The 21,346-nt window shown below is 45.2% G+C and carries 16 protein-coding genes; 3 read left to right on the top strand and 13 right to left on the bottom strand.

The features are described 5' to 3' along the window. Positions 1 to 15 precede the first annotated feature (15 nt). Positions 16 to 594: a DUF2179 domain-containing protein gene (locus D1164_RS19045; protein WP_119351499.1), complete on the top strand. Its 579-nt coding sequence runs from the start codon at positions 16 to 18 to the stop codon at positions 592 to 594. A 105-nt stretch (positions 595 to 699) separates the two neighbouring features. Here the strand turns inward: D1164_RS19045 and D1164_RS19040 are convergent, their stop codons facing one another. From D1164_RS19040 to D1164_RS19025, 4 genes are read right to left on the bottom strand one after another with little or no spacing between them, the layout of a single operon-like run. Continuing rightward, the gene (locus D1164_RS19040; RefSeq protein ID WP_119351498.1) at positions 700 to 1,971 is read right to left on the bottom strand and encodes a DUF4861 domain-containing protein; all 1,272 of its coding nucleotides are present in this window, start codon (positions 1,969 to 1,971) and stop codon (positions 700 to 702) included. A gap of 1 nt (position 1,972) precedes the next feature. Further along, positions 1,973 to 2,776 (bottom strand): gluconate 5-dehydrogenase, encoded by an 804-nt coding sequence (locus D1164_RS19035; RefSeq protein ID WP_119351497.1) that lies wholly within the window; start codon positions 2,774 to 2,776, stop codon positions 1,973 to 1,975. A gap of 15 nt (positions 2,777 to 2,791) precedes the next feature. Beyond that, a complete protein-coding gene (kduI, locus tag D1164_RS19030) occupies positions 2,792 to 3,634 on the bottom strand; it encodes a 5-dehydro-4-deoxy-D-glucuronate isomerase (protein ID WP_119351496.1) in 843 nt (280 codons plus the stop codon). 6 nt (positions 3,635 to 3,640) lie between these two features. Then, complete coding sequence (locus D1164_RS19025) at positions 3,641 to 4,801, bottom strand: glycoside hydrolase family 88 protein (protein WP_119351495.1); 1,161 nt, start codon at positions 4,799 to 4,801, stop codon at positions 3,641 to 3,643. A gap of 114 nt (positions 4,802 to 4,915) precedes the next feature. Between D1164_RS19025 and D1164_RS19020 the strand changes: the two genes are divergently transcribed. Both D1164_RS19020 and D1164_RS19015 read left to right on the top strand, forming a co-directional pair. Continuing rightward, the gene (locus tag D1164_RS19020) at positions 4,916 to 5,950 is read left to right on the top strand and encodes a LacI family DNA-binding transcriptional regulator (protein ID WP_119351494.1); all 1,035 of its coding nucleotides are present in this window, start codon (positions 4,916 to 4,918) and stop codon (positions 5,948 to 5,950) included. Between the two features lie 377 nt (positions 5,951 to 6,327). Then, positions 6,328 to 7,131, top strand: a complete 804-nt coding sequence (locus tag D1164_RS19015) for an HAD-IIA family hydrolase (protein WP_119351493.1) — start codon at positions 6,328 to 6,330, stop codon at positions 7,129 to 7,131. Positions 7,132 to 7,568: 437 nt separating this feature from the next. Here D1164_RS19015 and hepB read toward each other — a convergent pair whose 3' ends face one another. From hepB to D1164_RS18970, 9 genes are all read right to left on the bottom strand, one after another. Further along, positions 7,569 to 9,869, bottom strand: a complete 2,301-nt coding sequence (hepB, locus tag D1164_RS19010) for a heparin/heparin-sulfate lyase HepB (RefSeq protein WP_119351492.1) — start codon at positions 9,867 to 9,869, stop codon at positions 7,569 to 7,571. Between the two features lie 10 nt (positions 9,870 to 9,879). Continuing rightward, on the bottom strand, positions 9,880 to 10,122 hold the full coding sequence (locus D1164_RS19005) for a T9SS type A sorting domain-containing protein (protein WP_119351491.1): 243 nt from the start codon (positions 10,120 to 10,122) through the stop codon (positions 9,880 to 9,882). Continuing rightward, a complete protein-coding gene (locus D1164_RS19000) occupies positions 10,122 to 12,923 on the bottom strand; it encodes a polysaccharide lyase family 8 super-sandwich domain-containing protein (protein ID WP_119351490.1) in 2,802 nt (933 codons plus the stop codon). The genes D1164_RS19005 and D1164_RS19000 overlap by 1 nt, the downstream gene beginning before the upstream one ends. A gap of 6 nt (positions 12,924 to 12,929) precedes the next feature. Then, positions 12,930 to 14,924: a sulfatase-like hydrolase/transferase gene (locus D1164_RS18995; RefSeq protein ID WP_119351489.1), complete on the bottom strand. Its 1,995-nt coding sequence runs from the start codon at positions 14,922 to 14,924 to the stop codon at positions 12,930 to 12,932. Positions 14,925 to 14,982: 58 nt separating this feature from the next. After that, positions 14,983 to 16,206, bottom strand: a complete 1,224-nt coding sequence (locus tag D1164_RS18990) for a glycoside hydrolase family 88 protein (protein ID WP_206611068.1) — start codon at positions 16,204 to 16,206, stop codon at positions 14,983 to 14,985. Positions 16,207 to 16,215: 9 nt separating this feature from the next. Continuing rightward, positions 16,216 to 17,670 carry a sulfatase family protein gene (locus D1164_RS18985; protein ID WP_119351488.1) on the bottom strand — a complete coding sequence of 485 codons (1,455 nt, stop codon included), beginning with the start codon at positions 17,668 to 17,670 and terminating at the stop codon, positions 16,216 to 16,218. 23 nt (positions 17,671 to 17,693) lie between these two features. After that, on the bottom strand, positions 17,694 to 18,440 hold the full coding sequence (locus D1164_RS18980; RefSeq protein WP_119351487.1) for a 3-keto-disaccharide hydrolase: 747 nt from the start codon (positions 18,438 to 18,440) through the stop codon (positions 17,694 to 17,696). Positions 18,441 to 18,523: 83 nt separating this feature from the next. Beyond that, on the bottom strand, positions 18,524 to 20,008 hold the full coding sequence (locus D1164_RS18975; RefSeq protein WP_119351486.1) for a Gfo/Idh/MocA family protein: 1,485 nt from the start codon (positions 20,006 to 20,008) through the stop codon (positions 18,524 to 18,526). Between the two features lie 66 nt (positions 20,009 to 20,074). Further along, the coding region (locus D1164_RS18970; RefSeq protein ID WP_119351485.1) for a sulfatase family protein at positions 20,075 to 21,346 on the bottom strand (1,272 nt) is incomplete at its 5' end.

The raw sequence follows: 21,346 nt of genomic DNA, 5'->3' as shown, positions 1-21,346 counted from the left end.
TGAAAAAAAATAACTATGGTAATTTTAGAAACTTTCTACGATAGCACCTTTTTTACCTACCTGTTACTCCCATTCCTGATCTTTGTTTCCAGGATAATGGATGTAACCATTGGCACCATTCGTATTGTTATGGTTTCAAAAGGGCAAAAACTGTGGGCCCCAATCCTTGGTTTTTTTGAAATACTGATTTGGCTTCTTGCTATTTCAAAAATCTTCGAAAATTTAGATAACTGGGTGAATTACATTGCGTATGCAGCCGGGTTTGCCACTGGAAACTACATCGGGCTGATTATTGAAGAGAGATTGGCCATGGGGATTGTAAAAATCCAAATCATCACCCGTAAAAGTGCAGAAGAGCTGATTGTTAACCTAAAAAATGCGGGTTACGGAATCACCCACCACGAAGCAAGGGGAAGCAGTGAAACGGTCAGCATCATTTACAGTATTATAAAACGTACCGAAATCAACAAAGTACAGAACATTGTCAAATCGACCAACCCCAAAGCATTTTATTCCATTGAGGATGTGAAGCAGGTAAGTCATGGAATATTTCCAGTAAGAACGGTTACCAGGCGAATGAGAAAAAGCAAATAATGCCTGGTGCTGAATATGTTGAACCGGTGCGTTATTGACACAAAAAAAGTTGGCAATTTTTTGCCAACTTTCATACGTGTACGTCTACCCTTCTCTGTATAAACATCAAAGTAACACAATACTCTCACTCAATTTCTCTGCCTCTTCTTTGATGTACTTTTTAAATCCTTCTTCGGTTTTCCACTGGTCTTTGTCGAGGCCCCAAACCGAAAAGAAGTAATGTTTTGCCGGTTGAGTACTTTCACACTTCTGTCCGATGTAATATGTTTCAGAAATAATCTGGCTGAATCCTTTTTCCGGAACGGTTTCGTACCCCAACTTAAAAAAGTTAATATCGGTAGTTCTCCCTATTTTTCCTGCCTCCTCCAATGGAACGATTACCGCCATTCCCAGCTCATCATTATTCAGCGACTGTACATCGTGAGTCCCAATGCACTGGAAGTTATCCGTCTGAAATTTGAAAGGTTCCCTTTTCAGGTGACTGGTAACAATTCCGGTAACAATTTGTGAGCCTGCAGGGCACCCGGTAACGGTAACATCCGATTCAAACCAATATTTACCCGGGTAAATCGAAATATGTTCTACAGCTTCGAGCATTTCCCCGTCAACATCCCAACCTTTGTACCGCAGTTCAAACACCGAGCGCACCGGCCCTTCCGTCAGTTTCTGGTATTCATATACTTCGGTAGAACCCAGTCTGAAAAGCGAATCATCTTTCATGAGAGCAATTCCGCCAGACCCCAACGAACTTCCGCAATGTAACACGTCCATTCCCCAATCGGCCAAATCATGGTAACTGCCCATCTCTGGTGTATGAATTTTATCGATTATCATTTCCGGCTTCAACTTTCCGAAAAGATCTTTAACATTGCGGCAGTCGAAGTAGTTCCGAAACCCGATTTTATCATTTTCCCAATTTACACTTTCTCCTTGAGCAATGACCTCGAACCCATCCGAACAGGGTAACGCCCGGTACGAATCAACTTCTTTATAGCTTCCGTCTTCCTGCTTGATTCCGAGGCGCAGGTTGGTTCGCTTTTCAAATTCGGGTAAAGAACTGTTACCAGCTACCTTTTCCACAAAAACCTCTTTGGTTTCATTGGGAGCAAACTGGAGTAACAGGGTCACCTCGTCCCATTTCCCGTCGTTGTTCATATCATCCAGCTGGAAAGGAACCAACGAATTATCGGCATTCTTAAAAAAAGGGAAAGTGCCTTCTTCCAGCCCCACTTTTGCCTGAAGCTCTTCTTTTGTCAGAATAACAACCTCATCAGGACGTTCCACACTTTGCGGGTTCCGGAAAGAAAGGGAGGCTTCCTTTCCACATGAAAAAAGGAAGCCTGCCATTAAAATCAGATAAACCAATTTTATATTCATCTTATTCTGGTATATCGTTTTCACCTTTTACATAACCAAAGTTGGCCAGAATTCCGCCATCAACATAAAGAACATGGCCGTTTACAAAATCACTGGCTTTGGATGCCAGGAACAGGGCAGCATTCCCCACATCTTCCGGTTCTCCCCAGCGGCCTGCCGGAGTGCGGGTCATCACCAAATCATTAAACGGGTGACCTCCTTCGCGGATAGGGGCTGTTTGAGCCGTAGCGATATAGCCGGGTCCAATTCCGTTAATCTGAATATTGTACTTCGCCCATTCGCAGGTCATGTTGGCAGTAAGCAGCTTCAAACCGCCTTTTGCCGATGCATAAGCTGATACCGAATTGCGCCCGTAAACACTCATCATGGAACACATGTTAATGATTTTTCCCGAACGTTTTTCAATCATTTTAGGTGCCACCCGTTTGGAAACAATTAATGGCGCTACCAAATCCACGTCGATTACCTGTTTGTAGTCGGCAACCGCCATATCGAGAATGGGAATCCGCTTTATAATCCCGGCATTGTTTACCAAAATATCGATGGCCCCCAGTTCCTTTTCAATCTGGGAAATTCCGCGATCTACATCTGCCTCGTCGGTTACATCAAACTTCAGTGTATACACATCAATGCCCTCGGCTGCATACTCTTTTTTGCAGCTTTCCAGCTTTTCTTCCGAAATATCGTTGACACAAATTTTCGCTCCTGCTTTGCCCAGGGTTTTTCCAATGGCCATCCCAATTCCATGGGTCCCACCGGTAATAAGGGTAACTTTCCCTGATAAATCAAATAGTTGCTGTATCATAACTTTTTCGTTTAATTATCTTAATTCGGTTGGTGTAATATGATCCATGTCTGTATAATCAAGGTTTTCACCGGCCATTCCCCAAATAAAAATATAGTTTCCGGTTCCGGCACCTGCATGGATCGACCAGTTGGGAGAAATCACCGCCTGCTCATTGTGCATCCAGATATGACGGGTTTCCTGGGGTTGCCCCATAAAGTGACAAACTGCCTGCCCCTCTTCCAGGTTGAAATAGAAGTACACTTCATTACGCCTGTTATGCTGGTGTGCTGGCATGGTATTCCATACGCTGCCGGGCATCAGTTCAGTCATTCCCATTTGCAACTGGCAGGTATCTACCACATCGCTAATCAGCAACTGATTTATATTTCTCTCATTGGCCGTTTCGAGGGCTCCTTTATGGAGTACGGTAGCATCGGCAAGAGTAATATGTTTTACAGGAAACTCTTTGTGAGCCGGCGCTGAGTTGATGTAAAAGTGTGCAGGTTTTTCCGGATCGTCTGAACGGAACTCTACCTCTTTACTTCCTTTCCCGATGTAAAGGGCATCCTTAAAATTCATTTTATACTCGGTGCCATCCACTACAATAGAACCTGCACCAGCCACATTAATAACACCCATCTCGCGGCGAAAGCAAAAATATTCTGCTTTCAACGGATCGATAGACTCCAGTTTCAAGGGTTTGTCGACCGGAACGGCGCCCCCAACAATAAACCTTTCGATAGCGGTGTAAACCAACCGGATATTACCGGGATCCATTACCTTCTCTACTAAAAACTCTTTTCTAATCCTCTCGGTATCATACGCTTTAACATCCTCTGGATGGTATGCATACCTTTCTTCATAAATTGTTGCCATAATTTCTTAATGTTTTAAATTCTGTTGCCGTATTAAAGCTTCCAGGTAATAGTAGTCAGCATAGTTTATACCCACATCTACTTCACTTTCGTTTGGCTTATGCCCCACGCTGTGTTTCAAAAGGAATCCCCCGTTGGCTCCGTCCTTTGCCCTGTATTTTTCAGAGTTAAGGCTTGCTACAATTTCGTTGGCCGCTTTCAGGTAAGCTTCTTTATTTTCAGAAACAGTACTCAATTCAAACAAAGCAGAAGCAGTAATAGCAGCTGCCGAGGCATCCCTGTATGTATCCGGAATATTCGGATCGTCAAAATCCCAGTAGGAAACCATATCTTCCGGCAGGTTTTTCAAAATAAAGTCACCGATTTTTTCGGCTACATCAAGGTATTTTTCATCACCGGTTTCGCGGTAAATCATGGTGTATCCGTAAAATCCCCAAGCCTGTCCCCTGCCCCAGGCAGAGTCATCGTTCAGCCCTTGGTGCGTTTGCTTCACAACCGGTTCTCCAGTGAGGGTATCGTAACCCACCACATGGTATGTACTCCAATCATCCCGAAAATGATTTTTAAGTGTTACGTCGGCATGTGAAACGGCCGCGTCCCTGTATTTCGGATCACCGGTAACCTCCGATGTCCAGAAAAGCATTTCCAGGTTCATCATGTTATCAATAATCACCGGGAAATCCCATTCGCCGTGATCCCATGAACGGAGACATCCTACCTTTGGATTGAAGCGTGTGAGCAACGATTCAGAAGCCTGAATAATCGCATCTTTATACTCTTCCTTACCGGTTAACCGGTAAGCATTTCCGTAGCTGCAAAAAACCATAAAACCAAGGTCGTGGGTATGGGTAAAGTACTGTACCCCTTCAAGTTTTTCTGTCGTTTCCATGGCTGTATTTTTCCAATACTCGTCGCCTGTCAATTCATACATGAACCAATACGAACCAGCCGGAAACCCGCAGGTCCAGTCTCTGATACCAGTCATCCTGTGTCCCCCGTCCTTGTCAGGATATGAACGCGGTACTTTGTCTTCAGGAGTGGCCTCTACCAACACTTTCAACTGATCGCTCAGCTCTTCCGTTAATTGGGGAAATTCTATTTCTTTACCTTTCTCTCCGGAGCAGGAAGAAATAATTGCAATGGTCAATAAAATTAAAAAAGTTCTCATGCTGTATTCTTATTTTTTTTCTGTTTTTTCACAAATATAATATGAAATCACCAAAGTGCAATCGATTGCACTTTAAAATATTTTTATTTAACTTTACATTCAAATTAAAGGAAGATGGAAAAAAGGAGTGAAACGACGATACATGATATCGCCAGGGAGTTAAACATCTCGGCCTCAACGGTATCGAGAGCGCTCAACAACAATCCCATAATCAGCGAACCAACGCGTAAACTGATTGAAAAAACGGCAAAAGCGATGGGCTACCGCCCCAATATTCTGGCAGCCAATTTTCGAACCAAAAGAACCAACACGATTGGCGTAATGTTGCCGCTTATCAACCGGCACTTTTTCTCCTCTGTTATCAGTGGAATTGAAGAGGTTGCATATGACCAGGGATTCACAGTAACCATATCCCAATCAAACGATAATTTTGAAAAAGAGACTAAAATTGCCCAAACCCTTTTTTCCAACCGGGTAGACGGGTTGATTGTTTCCATCGGAATGCAAACGACCAATTACGATCACCTGAAACTGTTTGCGGAGAAAAAAGTTCCCCTGGTGTTTTTCGACCGGGTAGTGGACAAAATTAAAGCCCACAAAATTATTGTGGACGATTACCGTGGAGGGTTTAAAGCAGCAAGCCACCTGATAGAACAGGGTGGAAAAAGAATTGCCCACATTGGCGGTCCACTGAATTTGAAAATTTACCAGGACCGGCTGTCAGGTTATAAAGATGCCCTCGAAAAAGCCGGAATCCCTGTTAACGAGTCCATGTTGGTCCATAACAGCCTGACCCGTGAAGACGGAACCAATGCCATAAAAAGGTTACTTCAAAACCCGGAGAAACCTGATGCGATATTTTGTGCCAACGACACTACTGCTCTCAGTGTCATTCTTTACCTGCGTAAAAAAGGCATTAAAGTCCCCGACGATATTATGGTAGTGGGATTCAGCAACGAACCCTTTTCAGAAGTGGTTACTCCTTCTATCAGTACAATTAAACAGCCGGGATTCGAAATGGGGAAAAAAGCTGCCGAACTGCTCATCAAGCAAATAAAGCAAAAAGACAAACCTGTTCGTTACAAAACATTGGTGATGCCCACCGAGTTGGTTATAAGAGAATCATCGGTAAAAAACCGGAACAAATAAAAGTAAATATTTCATTTTTACTGAAAGGTTATTATGCTGGAACCAGATGCAGCAAAGCTGGATGTTATGATTTTATATCCCTCATTTATTGAGTTCTCATTCTTTTAAATAAAACCGGATTACCAACAACAGAAAACTCTTTTTTATCATCATGCCGATCCAAAAGAAATGTTTTAAAATCTTGGTAATATATAATATGGCACAAGTCGAATAACAGAAAGTGCAATGAGTTCCATTAATGCAACTGATAATATGTGGGAATAATGTAACCGAACAGTATTAATTCGAAACAAAAAAAATATTTGAGTGTAAAATGTTCGGAAAGGTTGTATTTTAACGCAAAAAATTAGCTGTACAGAAAATTAAAAGTGAATCAAATGAATAAAAAATCAATCATTGAAAACATACGAAACAAATCCGGATTTATCTGTGATATGGATGGCGTCATTTATCACGGAGATAAAATTCTTGACGGTGTAAAGGAATTTGTATCCTGGTTAAAAAAGGAAAATAAAAAATTTGTTTTTCTGACCAACTCCAGTGAAAGAACCATCAAAGAACTTCAGGGGAAGTTATCGCGTATGGGCATTGATGTTGGTCCCGAACATTTTTATACCAGTGCACTGGCAACGGCGTCTTTCCTTCAAAGTCAGAAACCCAACGGAACGGCATACATTATCGGGGAAGCCGGGCTCATCAATGCACTTTACAACATTGGGTATACCAGTAACAATATTGATCCGGATTATGTGGTAATGGGAGAAGCCCGTTCCTACAGCTACGAAGTGATTGAGAAAGCAGTAAATCTGGTCAATAATGGCGCCCGACTGGTTGGGTCAAATCCTGATCTGACCGGTCCGATTGAAAACGGAATAGCCCCGGCCACCAAGGCGCTTATCTCACCCATTGAGCTGGCCACCGGGAAACAAGCTTACTTTGTAGGTAAACCCAATCCTCTTATGATGCGAATTGCATTGAAAAGACTGGGTATACAAAGAGAAGAAACCATTATAATAGGCGACCGGATGGATACAGATATTGTTGCAGGCATTGAAGCTGAAATTGACACATGCCTGGTTTTATCTGGAATCTCAACAAAAGAAACCATCAGAGAATTTGCGTATAGTCCGCATTACGTTTTGCAAGGCGTTAATGAAATTGTAAAAGACTTCAATAAGTAGTATTTCTTTTGTATTGTTTGAATTTACTTCGGCAATACGAATTTACAATGTATACGAATCAAAGGTTGAACCCTCTTCGGGGTTCTTCTCATATCCACTTCATTACCATGGGTTTTACCCGTGGCTATTATTGTTTAATCCCTTTCGGGATAAAGAAGTATCCGAAGGACATAAATAAAAATAGCCCCGTGCGAAGTTAGGGGAAGGCAATGCGGGGTAAAAACGCAACCCCGGAGTGGGCTGAATTCCTGATAATTAACTAACATCAACTCTTGATTCGCATAATGTATAAATCCTGATTCCCCGGATAAAAGGAAACTGGGCTCAACGAGGAGATGATTCAAGAAAAGGGAGTAACTCAGCATAAATGGCTGTTACTCCCTTTTTCTGTGAGCGCCATAACTTATTGGCGCCACTACTTGTTCCGTCAATATTTATTATCTGAAAAACTGATACTCTCCCTGTTCTCCTTCAAAGTAGAGAATCCCGTCACCGGGGTTCACAGGTATGGCCGGCAGGTAAACCTCTCCGTTTTTATGTACCTGCCATGTTCCTGCATCCAAATCGGTTACCATAAATTTGAAGGTTCCTTTCCCCGTCACATTCAGGTCGAATGGCCGGTCGATGGTTTCAGCATTTTTACTAAATGTCACCACCCGGTCGGAAAGCTGGGCTCCCACAATTTTTTCTCCGGATATGGCTTTTACCTCATGCAGTTTCTTCTGACCGGTTTCGGTTACCTGCATCACGTTAAGGAAATAATCTTCTTTTGCCGGAGTTTTGGGCAGTATTTCCACCCGCCAGGCGCCGCGTTCGTTGGCCTGATCGGTACCGGGAACCGGATCGTTTTTATAGTTCGTACCAAACACCCAAAATTCCTTGCCTTCTCCTCCAACCGGCACAACATCCCTGTTTTCAGAGGCAGGCAACAGTGTGGTGTTGACCAGCATTCCGGTATCGCCATTTTTCGTTCTTTTTATGGTTATCTGGTTCCCCTTAATTTCCGGTTCCTCAATGCTGTGCAGCAACCAATATTTTTGAAATTCGGGATTGGATGAAACCACTTTATCGAAAACAATCAGGGCGGCCGGTATTTTCTCCTCTTTCAGGTTCAGAAAAACAAAAGAACGTTTTGCCTCCTTCACCTTTTGAGTATATGCCTTGGTGATGTCTCCTTTTAAATAGGAATAGTCGGGTGCATGAAAATCAGGCCCAAAACCATGGGCCAGTATTTTCCCGGTTTCGTAATCCTGGCTTAACATCGAGTCAAGATTTTGTGGCGCATTCCAGCCGTTCCCGGGCAAACGTTGCCCCCCGTCGTTCTGCACATATTTTGATTTATCCGCCCCGCCATAACCTATCGCATGGAATTTTTCATCCGGATCATAAACCAACAGGCTGTTGTGAGCAATAGTACGTTTAAAGAAATTTTTGTTGTGCGGACTGTTATAGCCACCCGAAGAACCTTTGTAGGATCCGGCATCAATAGCCAGCGGCCCCTTGTAGTAAATCTGAAAAGCCCCGGCGTCGTGGTGCATGTGGTTAAGAAAGTTGTATTCATTCACCCGCATTTCTGCAATCACACTGTTTTCGTCCCAGCCGGTTCGTGCTATCATCCAGCCGAATGGTGAGCCCGAATATTTTGTCAGCGGAAGGTCATCCGGTTTTTTGGTTCCCAGCTCCGTATCGCGCCAAAGCAGGTCGTACAATATGCTGCGGCTATCTATTTCTGTATCTTTATGAAACTCATAATTCAGGTATTCATCTTTATAATAGCTGGCAGCAAGCATCATCGGCAGGCTGTAGTATTTTTCCGAATCCCGGGAATAATTTACATCTCCGCTCGGAAGTATCTGTCCGTCAGGACGCCGTCTGTAAATGATATCGTATAACACAAACTGCTGAGAGGGATGGTAAATATTCCCTGCTCCCATGCGGTCAAAAATCCAAAGGGGGAACAGGTCGCTGGCAAACCGTACGTTAAAATATGACGTTCCCTGATGGTATGTATGAGCCGGATAAAACCAGTTTCGTACCGGCAAATGTTCTTTAAAAAAACGCGCAGCAGCCAGGTTATACATTTCCGGGAATTCATCGTAGATAGCAATCCCGGCCGAAAGCATGTCGCGCATGATCATCCACTCGGAAGAGTGCCCGGTTACCGAGTTTTGTTTCACGGGCGGATAGCCACATTCCATCATTCCTGCCAACCTGACCAGCGCTTTTACATAACGTTGTTTCTCCTCCTCCTTCATTACATCATAACACCAGTCGTACACAATAGCACCGGTTACCATCATTCGCCCCACAGCCCGTGATATATCTCCGGTATGTGGCCAGGAAGCCGTCTCAAGCGTATCAATAACCGAAGTCACCGCCTTTCTTCCCAACGCTTTATCTTTGGTAACCAAATACCTGAGGGCATTGAGCTCGGCACGCACTGTCAGTCCTTTTTGCTGAACGTAAAAACGCCAGCCTTTTTCCTCCGGAATCTCTTCGGGCTTCCAGTCTTCCTGCATTTCCAGTAACGTATTCCACACATCCTGCAATTCAGAATTCTCCAGCCGGTTTTTCAATTCCGGTACGTCATGAGCCCGCAAATACAGGCGGGGATGCTCTTTGGGAGGGACAGGTATTTCTACTCCGTTTATATTTTTCCAATCGCAATCCGTTGGCTGCGAAAAAAGAGATATGTTCAGGGTCAAAAGAAAAATTATTCCACAAACTAATCGTCTCATTTTATTCTTTTTATTTAAATATAACTATTTTACTACATTGTATTTCCTTTTCCATTTCAATGGCTACCAGATACAAGCCGGGAGAAAGCCCGCGGGTACAAAATATATCTACCAGACCATTTCTGCCCGTGCTGCGAAGGGTATTCTGCCTTACCAATTGCCCGCCGGGACTAAAAAGCGAGACGGCCATTGTTCCGTCCTGATCATTAGCACGCATCTGAATTTTTTGGCTGGCAGAACTAAAAAACACCATTATCTTTTTTTTTTGACATTAAGAGATTCCGCATTTGTTATAAACCTTCCTTCTGTTTCAAAAAGCTGCACCACTGGTTTCCCGGCATACACTTCTTCCGCAGAATGAGTAAATGCCACACGGGTTCGTTTGTCGGTCTCATCAAAGTTTTTGCCTTTAAGCTTTATATTGATCGCTACATTAATGGTTGTTTCTGTAGTTGAATGATGCGGATCGGACACCGAAAACTCAAGGTTTTTGCCATTGTCCTTCATCATTACAAGGGCCGGTCGGTCAACCGACAGGTGAACCTCTTCTCCTTTCTCATTCTCGAAACGAAGCGCCCCGGGTTCGTAAAACGCTGCCTCAACAACTTTAATTTCCGTGTTGTAAACAGCCATTAGTTCCGGTTCATTTTTCAATACATTTATGTTGTTGTTTCCAACCGATCGTGCAAATGTTTTTACTTTATCGATGGTTGTTTCCGGCAATACAATATACTGGTAAGAGTCGGCATCTGCATTTGCGCCATGGTTTACAGCCAGTTGAAACATTTTCTTTGAGGCTGTTTCTTTGGTCCACCGGGGAGTTCTTGTTTCCGCTGCCAGGTCGATCTTTACTGCATGGCCTTCTGCCGGAATAACTACATAGCCCACCCTATCGTGGTAAACCCAAACCGGTTCCTGCTCAGCACTCAGATGGTGTGCAGCATCTGCGCCAGAGAAGGAAATCGTTTCGTGCTGGTCGTCTCCGGCCCGGCCAAATGCAATATCGCCTTTCCACTCCAACTGGTTCAGCGTGGTCAGGATGTCAGCTCCGTCGCCCGGTCGTACCCGTTTCACATTATTTCCAAGGGCAACTATTTCATTCTCAAAAAAGAAATACCCTTTATTGGCATTTACGGTCGAATATAAAGCATCTTCTCTCGTATGGTTACGCTCGTACCTGAATGCGCCAAATCCAACAGAGCCATTAGATACAACTCCGGCAAACGCATTGGTGCCATTTGCACCCGGATAGGCCGATACTGCCGAAGGTGGCAGGTCGTCGAGCCGCTGTTCGGCAGTAGTTCCGGGAATTACATGCCAGTTATAATAATATTGAATATTGTTGTAATCATCCGGATTTACCCGCACAAACAAGGCGCCATCTCCCAGGTAATAATACGATCGTTTTTCAATTCCGCGTTCCAATCCCCTTGAACGCTCCGAAATCATTTTAAGGGACGCAAAATATCCGGGACGACGCTGAATAAAATAATCGATGTTCCAGAATGCTTTGCTCATTGCCAAAGGATCTGCGTAGCCTTCCCGTTCCAGGCTGGTTTTATAAGCCCGCAATTCATCCTCACGTTCTATGATAGTTCCGGCGCTTTTGGCCTCCAGCAAACCGCTCACTGCTTTTAACAAACTGTTTCCCCATTTTTTTCTGTCGGGTACCAAACCGCCTGCGGCCATATCAAGGTAACCATAAAAAGTAAGGGGACGGTAAGCATCCAGAATCCTTTCGGCCACGGTATTGTAAGTTTTATTCTGAGCCCGGAAAGGCGTATCTTTAAACTGGTTGGCCAGCGGAATGCTCCACTCGGTAAGCCAGGGCCAGCCATATCCATCGGCTGTAAACTGAATTCCTACAGCCGGATGGTGGCAAATGGTCCCATCAGGGAAGAAGCCGTTTTTATTATTATAAGTATCTGCTTCTACAAAACCGGTTTCCACCAACTCCATCAAGTCACCCAACGCGCCAGTAGGATAAAACCCCGGGATACGCGGATCTTCCTTATCGTACCAAAGTTCCCAGTCGGTTATGGCCCGGTTGTAGTCGTACGAAATGGCAGCTCTCACAGCCAGGCTTCGCATCCGGTGGTTTCGGTTTGCATTTCCGATGGCAGGCCGCTCATCCATACGCTCGGCAAACAAATTATCGCAGTTGTCCAGAATGGCGTCGTAAACTTCCACGGCCTTTTGAGCTGTTCCGGCATCCGGACTACTCATTTCATCGCGTAGCAGCCTGAAAAAGTTAATCCCAATTCCGGCAATATAGTCGGTATTTCGCCACAAATGGGTCTCGTACCATTCGGTGCGGTATTTGGCAAATTCACCGGCATTAAAAATTAATGCTGCATACACTTTTTGCTTCAACTCTTCGTCTCCAAAAAAAGATGAACTTTCGTCCAGGTAGGCCATAGCCATGCTGTTTATGCGCTCAGCGCCCTCATTTAGTCCTTCCCAGCCCCCTTTCGACAAACCGTAAGACAAATCGGAAAAGGTACCGCCGGATTTAAATTTCGAAAGGTATTCCGTAATTTTTGAGTCGGCTACAGGAAAAAATAACCTGTCTGCCGTTGAAAGCCGGGAGTAAATAAAGTTGAAAAACTTTTCGGCCAGAGGAACCTCCACCCTCTTTATCGTATATTCTTCGCTATCTGTTTTACCATTCTCAAATACCGCTTTTACCTTTACTGTGTACTCACTGCTGTTTAGTGGCAATTGGGTCACTTTTAAAATACCAAAATGCTTCCCACGGGAATTCACAAACTTTTCAATCTGAAAAAATCCTGCCCCGGTTCCTCCTGTAATTTCGAAGTCCGCTTTTTCAAACGAATTGTGGGCCAGGTTCACCCGGCCAATCACTTCGTCGCCTGCCTGTGCAGTTTCTGCCACTTCAAAATAGCTCCCGGCAGCACCCAACAGTTCGGTTTTGGGCTGAGCAGAATGGATTTCACCAATAGCATCCAGCCATTTATTCTGGCAAAATCCCCCAACACTTAAAAGTAAAAAAACAAATGTCAGGTAAAATCTATGATAGAGTTTTCGTTTCATTTTGTGCTATTTATTGTTCCCGAGAGCGGCCCGTTCAATATCCTGCGGATACACAAACTTCCGGCCATTCCGGTTCTTCTGTTTCCCTTCTTCTTTATCAGCTTCGGTGTACAGTTCAGATAAGGGCAGCTCTCCCAGGTTGACAAGGATAGAGCGGACCTTAACTCCCAACCCCATACGATCCTGGGTAATTCTTTCCTGCTCTTGATGCATCGCCACCAATTCGGGCAGGTACTGCATCATCTTTTTCTTTTGTTCCGGGTACCAGGTCAACGTTTCCAGCGAAGAGTAAGCCAGGTTAAAATTGTTTTGAAACAACCGGATAAGTTTATTCATTCCGGTATCAAACTCGCCCAGGTAACAAAGCGCTTCGGCGGCTGCCGTAGCCACTTCATTTACCTCATCTTCGGCAGCCCGAATGAGTTCTTCGGGGCATTCTCCCGTTTTGTTCTGTGCCCCCAGGGTGCAGAAACCAATGGCGCCCCAGTAGCGAAGTTCCGGGTAAGGACTTCGAAGCAATTTTATTAAATCTTTGGTATCCCGGGCTGTTGGGCTGCCAGCCAGTTCTGCCGCTTCGTACAATTTTTCGAGCGGGAAGTTTTCCTGCCGTACCCAACGATATAAGCCGCCTGGTTTTTTCCGCAGCCCCCTGACAAACAGACCAAGGTCTTTGGTTTCGCGGATGTGCTTTTTCATTTCATTTCTGAAATATTCAACCTTCCCGCTGTATTGGGGATCATTGGCCAGGTTGTTCAGTTCCCACGGATCATTTTCAAGATCGAAAAGCATTTCCGCCGATTTGGGCTGAAAGGGCTGCAGCCAATCCGGGTTGGTACATTCACCGGACATGACATATTCGTCCCAGGCCAGGTTGGCCGGCATACCCCACTGATAAAGGTTTCTGAGGCCAAACGGTTTATGCGGAATATAACTCCGGATGTATTTATAGCGTCCGTCGGTAACCGTACGACAGGGATCGTAATGGTAATTTTCCTGATTGGCCCTGAACCCAAACTGGAGTTTTCGCGGCGCTTCGGCATATTTCCCTAAAAATGCCTTGCCCTGCATAAATTCCGGAGGTTTTACTCCTGCCAGGCTCAGAATCGTCGGGGCAAAATCAACAAAGCTTACCAACCGGGTGTCCACGATGCCGGACTCAACCCCCAATTTTTCCTGCCAGGCCGGAGGCACATAAATAATCAGGGGAACCCTGAGCCCGCTTTCGTAGGGAAACCCTTTTCCCCGGGGCAGGCATCCGCCATGATCACTATAAAAGAAAACAATGGTATTCTCAGCTAATCCCTTTTCTTCCAAATCGTCTAAAAAAGCCTGCGCCCACCGGCTTGATTCCCGGCTGGCTTTCAACTCATACGCTTCATCCGACCTCATCTCAGGTAAATCGGGCACATGCGGAGGCAAAAAAATCTTTTCGGGATCAATGTCTATATCTTTAAAATCGGGGCGATCCTCAGTTGTAATGGTACGTACAAGCCCCATGTGCGTTGCCGTAGTATTAAAAATGGCAAAAAACGGTTGTTCCGGTTTGCGGACAAGGCTGTTGTATGTTGCCTCATTGCCACACTCATCCCACAAACTTTTATCATCTAAAGTAATGTTGTAATCCGTTTTGGCATTGTTGGTGCAAAAATAACCGGCCTCCCTTAAATACGCCGGGTAAAAAATATCTTCAGGTGTTTCGTAATCTTCACGGTGAATATCCATCCCGTAAGTAGTGGCATAGCATCCGGTAATTAGGGTTGAACGGGCCGCTGAACAATGTGGTGCATTCGACGAGGCATTAACGTACCTTATTCCTTTCCGGGCCAGCCGGTCAACCTCCGGCGTTTTCACATCCTTGCTGCCATAACAACTAAACTGATGTGGGCTGGTATCTTCCAACGTAAGCCAAAGAATATTCGGTTTTTCCTGAATAACGTCCGGATGCCCTTCAGCAAAAAGAGCAGAAATAAACGATAAAACAATAATCAAAAAAAGTCTCATTTTCTATCAGCTATTTATTCTGTTTAAATGGAATTGAACAGGGTCGGTTTCTCAACAATTACAGCTGCTTAAAAAGCGGTTCACCATTCAATAATTTCATATAGCGCAAAAGTCCTTCAACAAAATAATAATCGGCATAAATCAACGTGCCGTCCACCTCGCTGCCCCGCAGAAAGTTTCCGGTGGCATGACGCAGAATATAATGCCCGTTGCATACCGGATCTGCCCGGTATTCATCGGAGGAAAGGCTTTTCAAAATTTTCTCAGCGGCATTAAAATATTTTTCTCCCTCGTTTGAGTACATGCTTAATTCCAGTAATGCAGAAGCCATAATGGCCCCTGCGGAAGCATCGCGCATAGTTGGTATTTTGGGCGAGGCATAATCCCAGTATGGTACCATGTCTTCAGGCATATTGGGATGATTCAGCAGAAATTCCGCAATTTTTTCCGCCTGTTCCAGATACCTGCTTTTATTTGTTTCGCGGTACATCATGGTAAAGCCATATAACCCCCAGCTCTGTCCGCGACTCCATTCTGCAATCTGTGGATCGGAAAACCCATTGTTCCAGTCCATCTTCCTGAATGCTCCCGTTTCGGGATCATAATCCACTACATGCGGGCAAGAATAATTCTCACGGTACTGATATTTTATGGTTTTATCCGCATGTGCGATGGCAATGTCTTTCAACCTTTTGTCGCCCGTTAACTTATACGCTTCATAAATTAATTCGAGGTTCATCATATTGTCGATAATTACCGGAAATTTCCAATCACGTTCAGGACGCGCATTCCACGACATAATGGTTTCGGTGTTGTCATTATACCTTGTTGCCAACGATTTCGCAGCCTGTACAATTACTTTTTCATATTTCTTATTATCCGTTAGCAACCAGCCATTCCCGTAACTGCAAAAAATCCGGAACCCCACATCGTGATCGTGGGTATTGTACTGTTGCTCCTCCAGCAATTCGGTGACTTTTTCTGCATTCCCTTTCCAGAAATCATTTCCGGTATATTCGTATAAATACCATAAAACTCCGGGATAGAAACCACTGGTCCAGTCATCAATCTCACGTAACCCTCTTTCATCTGAACGAGGTAATTTACCCGATTGCAAAACTTCAGGCAACATCTTTTTTGCCTGAACCTGTGCAAAATCAAGTGAGTTTTCTACCCATGAAGGAATGTTCTCCTGCTTTTCATCTGCATGTAAAGCAGGCGTATAAAAAGCAAGAGCCATGGCACACAGCAGCACCTTTAACCCTGTTATTCCTTTGTCCATATTAAAAAATTATTTTTCTTCCAACATTTTTTTTAGCTCCAGAAACTTTTCGTTGTACCCCGGTTTTCCGTACACATTTTCTTTTTCGACGTTTCCGCCATCCATAAAATACAGTTCCGGTTTGTGCGTGTCGCTCAAAATTAATTTCCAATCGGTCGTACGCACCATTCTTGTTGTGGACTCATTTTCCCATGTCAGTTGTTGCACCCTTGTATGAAAGGGCACATCACTTTGCGGATCGAAATAAGGCTCCGGATCATTCCAGTATCCTTCGGGCAAATCGCTGTAGGTTGCGTGGGCAAAAACTTTATGTTGGGTTGCACGAGCAGGCTTGTTGCCCAGCAGTTGATTTTTGAGCGATTGTCCGGCCAGGTATTCAGGAATTTGGAGGCCGGCAAAATCGAGCAGGGTTGGAAAGATATCGACATTCTGGCTCACTTCATCAATGGCCAAACCTTCACGGATTATTCCCGGGGCATACCAAATCATGGGAACATGCAGCAAAGCATCGTACAAAAACATTCCTTTGCGAACCATCTTGTGTTGTCCCATAAAATCGCCATGGTCGGAAGTAAAAACGATAATCGTATTTTCGTCCATCCCTTCTTTTTGAAGTGCTTCAACCAATTGCCCAACCTGATGGTCCACTCCCCATTCGATGGATGCATAATAATAACGCATGGTCTCTTTCAGGTCGGTTTCAGAAATTTTATCGTAGTGCAACGCTTTTTGCTGATTAGACAACCGGCTTCCCAACTGACCGGGGTCAATATACCCGGGTAACTCCATTTCTGAGGCACAGTACTTACTGCTATATTCCGAAGGCGCCATGTAGGGCGGGTGCGGATCAAAGTAACTGACAACCAAAAAGAAGGGCTGTCCATTTCCTTCATCCTGAATAAAATCAATGGCATCCCGGGTATTTTTTCCGGGGTTACAATCTTCCTCCGGCCAGAAAGTATCGGAGTGCCAAAACGGCGGGACGTATTTTGAATAAGCCCTGAATTCTTCCCTTCCCCTTAAAGTAAGCGTATCAAAGTTTTTTAGTTCTTTCTTCCGGTACGTATGATTTTTCCCAATGTAACCGGTACGGTATCCTGCTTCTTTAAAATGCCAGGGCAATGATTTTTCAAATTCCAGATGTTTTTCTTCCGGGTAACTGTTACTCAACACACCGGTTTCAGTCGCATACTTACCACTGAACATACTTATCCGGGAGGCCAGACATACCGGATTATTGGAAAAATTGTTGGTAAACATCACCCCGCTTTTTGCCAACCGATCGAGGTGAGGGGTATGCACCACCTCATTTCCGGCAGCCCCAAACGCATCGCCCCGCATCTGGTCACAAATAATAAAAATGATGTTGGGCTTTTCACCTCCTCCTTCCGCCCCGGCGCGTAAGGTTAAAAGGAAGAAAAAAAGAAAAGATAATTTTAAAAGCTGAAGATTTGTTTTAACCATTGGAATAGTTTTTCAAAATTTTCTTACAATTCTCTTATTTTGATATTCCGGAAACGTGTCAGTCCGCCGTGGTCCTGCAGTCCGACATGGCCTTTTTCAGCCATCCCGTAATGCGGTTCGTCTTTCCATTTGCTTTTTGCTTTGCGCTCTTTCCAGTCCCGGCTCCACAACTCATACTCCACCACTTTTTCGCCATTCAGCCAGTGCTCCACATGGGGGCCGTTCACCACAATCTGTGAGCTGTTCCAGTCCCCCGGAGGGTTGATTTCAGCGCCAGTGGTTTCATACATGGCGTAACAGGCAGCAGTAAACTGGTATTTTTCCCGTTTCCGCGTTATCCCGATGTCATCGCTCAACTGGTACTCAGGGGCCGTTTTATAAATGGTGTTTACAATATCTTCCTGTACCCGGATAAATATTCCGGAGTTACTTAATGGCGAGATATTCCACTCAAGGTACAATTCAAAATTATCGTACTTCTTTTTGGTAATGATATCCCCGCCATGGTCGCTGCCTTTGCCCGAGTTATTCAGGACACCGTCAATCACTTTCCAGCCGTCTACTTTTCCTCCGTTAAACGTTTTCCAACCTTTTAACGAAACCCCGTTAAACAGCAATTTCCAGCCTTCCTTTTTCTCTTCTTTTGTCAGCTTGTTTAGCTCTTCTTTTTGCAGGTCAGTTGCCTTTTCCCCTGATGCCCCCATTCCTGACAATGGGTTCAAAAAAAGGATAAAAGCAGCCAGCAGTGCTATTGGAATAATTTTTTTCATTTGTCCGGTAATTTTACAGCCCGGTGGTGGTTGTGGCAACGTTGGTTACCACAACCGCGGGCAGTTTATTTAATTTGTTACATCTATGCAGGCATATCTGGCAAGCTCCATGGCTTCCGGTAGGTGTGTTTTATAATCTCCTGCGAATAAGCTTTGGCATTCACCGGTTCCGTCCAGGTTTTGTTAAACGTTGGATGTCCGTCGGTGATTTCAAAGTCATCTTTAATGACTGTTTTGATGGTTTCATTGCCGGAGATGTTGGTAAACTCCATATTCTCCCCATCCCATTCCAGTTCTTTAAAAAGGGATTGCAATTTGACTGCCGCCGTGCCAATAACCACCATTTCGTTAAATGGCCCTGCTTCTTCAAAATCAGAAAGCGTGGGCACGCGGTTTTCGGGGCTCTCTTTACACGCCCTCACCCAATCCATTTCGTGGGTTGTTTTTACCCTTCTGCGGGTGGGGGATACTTCAGGAACACTGCCCGAAAGTAACCAGGGGTTGCTGCCTTTGCTACCGGTTACAAGAATATCTTTTTCGCCGTAATATATAGCGCCGCCGCCTTTAATATTCATCTCTTTCCCGGCAGGCCAGCCTTTCGGTACCATGGGCCTGAGCCCACCGTCGTACCATATCACTTCCACTTCGGGCTGTTTCCCTTTTTTCATTACATCACTTTTCCGCTCCGGGAAAACCATTTTTACCGTTTGTGCCGATGGGGCACAGTCGTTAAGCAGCAAAGTAGAAATTGCCTGCAGGCTGGACGGGTATTTCAAATCGAGTCCAAAATATACCGGGTGCAGCACGTGGCACCCCATGTCCCCCAGCGCACCAACGCCAAAATCCCACCAGCCCCGCCAGTTCCACGGATGGTACAGGTTGTGGTAAGGCCTCATTTTAGCCGGTCCTACAAACAGGTCCCAATCGAGGTAATCGGGGACCCACATTCCCTGTTCAGGACGGTTTAATCCCTGGTGCCAGATATGGCGGTCGGTAAAGGCTTCTAACTTTTTTACCGGCCCGATAACGCCACTTTGCAACCACTCAATGGTTTTACTGGCATCGTCATCCGAAGCGCCCTGGTTTCCCATGCTGGTAGCCACTTTATATTCTCTGGCCAGTTTGGTCAGCAACCGCGACTCATACACCGAATGGGTGAGCGGTTTTTGCAGGTAAATATGTTTTCCCAGGGTAATGGCATGCGCGGCAATAACGGCATGGGTGTGGTCGGCAGTGGCAATCATCACCGCATCAAAAGAGTCACCCAGCTCATCGTACATCACACGCCAGTCCCTGTATTTTTTTGCTTTCGGAAAATAATCGAATACCCGCTGGCTGTATTTCCAATCTACATCGCACAAAGCCACGATGTTTTCGCTCTCCAGTTCGCGGAGGTTTCCAAACCCTCTTCCGCCAACGCCAATCCCGGCAATGTTCAGCTTATCGCTCGGCGCTTTATGCCCAAGCCCTGCCACTACATTGCTGGGGACAATGGTTATCCCGGCTGCGGCAATGGTTCCCGCCCGGACAAAATCTCTCCTGTTTATTTTTGAGTTGTTATCCTTCATGGTGCAGTATTTTAATCTGATATAATTGTTGTTTCCTGGAATATCACATTCGCCCTCTTCTGCTGTTTATTCATCTACCAGCGAATATTCCTCTTCGAGGCCCAATTCCTGAATTGATTCCTGGCTGGGCTCCGGGTATTTATCTTTTTCAGCATAATAGGGTGCATTGATCCATTTCATGGGAGCCCCTGTTTCACGCGGGTCTTCCTGTTCAATAAGGTAATTGGTCAGTGTTGTTGCCAACTCCTCTTTTACAGCCTTATATTCTTCCGAGTAGGCCACATTGTTCATTTGATAAGGATCTTTGTTCAGGTCGTACAGCTCCTCTGCCGGACGTTTCCCAAATCCTAATTCAAACAGCTCTTTCACCCCTTCCTGTTCCCGGTTTTTCAGAAGGTACATTTTTGTAGGACTTGGATACTGGAGCATGTGCGCATCTACATCGCCAAACAAAGGCGGATCGCCGGCAGGCCAGTAATCCGGGTTATAATTCCGGATGTACAGGTAATCTTTGGTACGGTATGAACGGGCGCCATAACCTACCCCGTTTTTGCGTGCCCAGGCATGCCGTTCGCGGGCGGTTACCATAAAATTACGGGTATCGTCCACCTGTCCCTGTTTTTCCGATTCCAGGATGTTTACAAAACTCCTCGCGTTCATCTCTTCCGGCACTTCAACACCTGCCAGTTCCAAAAAGGTGGGGGCCACATCATTCAGGCTTACAAAGTCTTCGATAACCCTTCCCCCTTTGTACCGTTCGGGCATGTAAACCACAAACGGAAGGCGCGTTCCAAAATCATAGAGGTTGGCCAGGCCGCGGGGCATCTGCCATCCGTTATCGCTACAGATTAAAACCAGGGTATTGTCCAGCTGCCCCATCTCTTTCAGTAACTGAAGGTAAGAGGCCACATCCCTGTCGAAGCTTTCAATCTCGGCATAATAGTCGCCCATGTCTTTACGCACATCTTCGGTGTCGGGCAGGTAAGGCGGTACTTCCATTTTATCTATATCAATGTTCCCTTTTTCCCATCCGCCGGTTTTAAAGGGGCGGTGCGGGTCGCGGGAGCTAAACCAGTAGAAAAAGGGCTGTCCCCGTTCCTTTTCATTATAAAACTCTTCGAATGAATAAAACTTATTCCCGGCGGGGTTTTCAGTTCTACCGCTGGCTTCCCAGTCGCCAGGTCCCCATCCTTTGCCTTCGTGGCCTACCAGGTAGCCTGATTCTTCCAGCAGCTGGGTGAACACTTTAAACTTTGCCGGAAAATCACCCCACAGGTTGGCGGCTTCTTCCAGCCGCCAGATATCCTGTCCTGTCAGCATGGAGGCCCGGGCAGGGGC

The organism is Mariniphaga sediminis, from assembly GCF_003573545.1.
Classification (GTDB): domain Bacteria; phylum Bacteroidota; class Bacteroidia; order Bacteroidales; family Prolixibacteraceae; genus Mariniphaga; species Mariniphaga sediminis.
This window is presented reverse-complemented; position numbering and strand designations above follow the sequence as displayed.

Excerpts from the sequence above, each read along its gene's own strand:
- D1164_RS19045 (WP_119351499.1), top strand. The coding sequence starts at position 16 with ATGGTAATTTTAGAAACTTTCTACGATAGCACCTTTTTTACCTACCTG.
- D1164_RS19040 (WP_119351498.1), bottom strand. The coding sequence starts at position 1,971 with ATGAATATAAAATTGGTTTATCTGATTTTAATGGCAGGCTTCCTTTTT.
- D1164_RS19035 (WP_119351497.1), bottom strand. The coding sequence starts at position 2,776 with ATGATACAGCAACTATTTGATTTATCAGGGAAAGTTACCCTTATTACC.
- kduI (WP_119351496.1), bottom strand. The coding sequence starts at position 3,634 with ATGGCAACAATTTATGAAGAAAGGTATGCATACCATCCAGAGGATGTT.
- D1164_RS19025 (WP_119351495.1), bottom strand. The coding sequence starts at position 4,801 with ATGAGAACTTTTTTAATTTTATTGACCATTGCAATTATTTCTTCCTGC.
- D1164_RS19020 (WP_119351494.1), top strand. The coding sequence starts at position 4,916 with ATGGAAAAAAGGAGTGAAACGACGATACATGATATCGCCAGGGAGTTA.
- D1164_RS19015 (WP_119351493.1), top strand. The coding sequence starts at position 6,328 with ATGAATAAAAAATCAATCATTGAAAACATACGAAACAAATCCGGATTT.
- hepB (WP_119351492.1), bottom strand. The coding sequence starts at position 9,869 with ATGAGACGATTAGTTTGTGGAATAATTTTTCTTTTGACCCTGAACATA.
- D1164_RS19005 (WP_119351491.1), bottom strand. The coding sequence starts at position 10,122 with ATGGTGTTTTTTAGTTCTGCCAGCCAAAAAATTCAGATGCGTGCTAAT.
- D1164_RS19000 (WP_119351490.1), bottom strand. The coding sequence starts at position 12,923 with ATGAAACGAAAACTCTATCATAGATTTTACCTGACATTTGTTTTTTTA.
- D1164_RS18995 (WP_119351489.1), bottom strand. The coding sequence starts at position 14,924 with ATGAGACTTTTTTTGATTATTGTTTTATCGTTTATTTCTGCTCTTTTT.
- D1164_RS18990 (WP_206611068.1), bottom strand. The coding sequence starts at position 16,206 with ATGGACAAAGGAATAACAGGGTTAAAGGTGCTGCTGTGTGCCATGGCT.
- D1164_RS18985 (WP_119351488.1), bottom strand. The coding sequence starts at position 17,670 with ATGGTTAAAACAAATCTTCAGCTTTTAAAATTATCTTTTCTTTTTTTC.
- D1164_RS18980 (WP_119351487.1), bottom strand. The coding sequence starts at position 18,440 with ATGAAAAAAATTATTCCAATAGCACTGCTGGCTGCTTTTATCCTTTTT.
- D1164_RS18975 (WP_119351486.1), bottom strand. The coding sequence starts at position 20,008 with ATGAAGGATAACAACTCAAAAATAAACAGGAGAGATTTTGTCCGGGCG.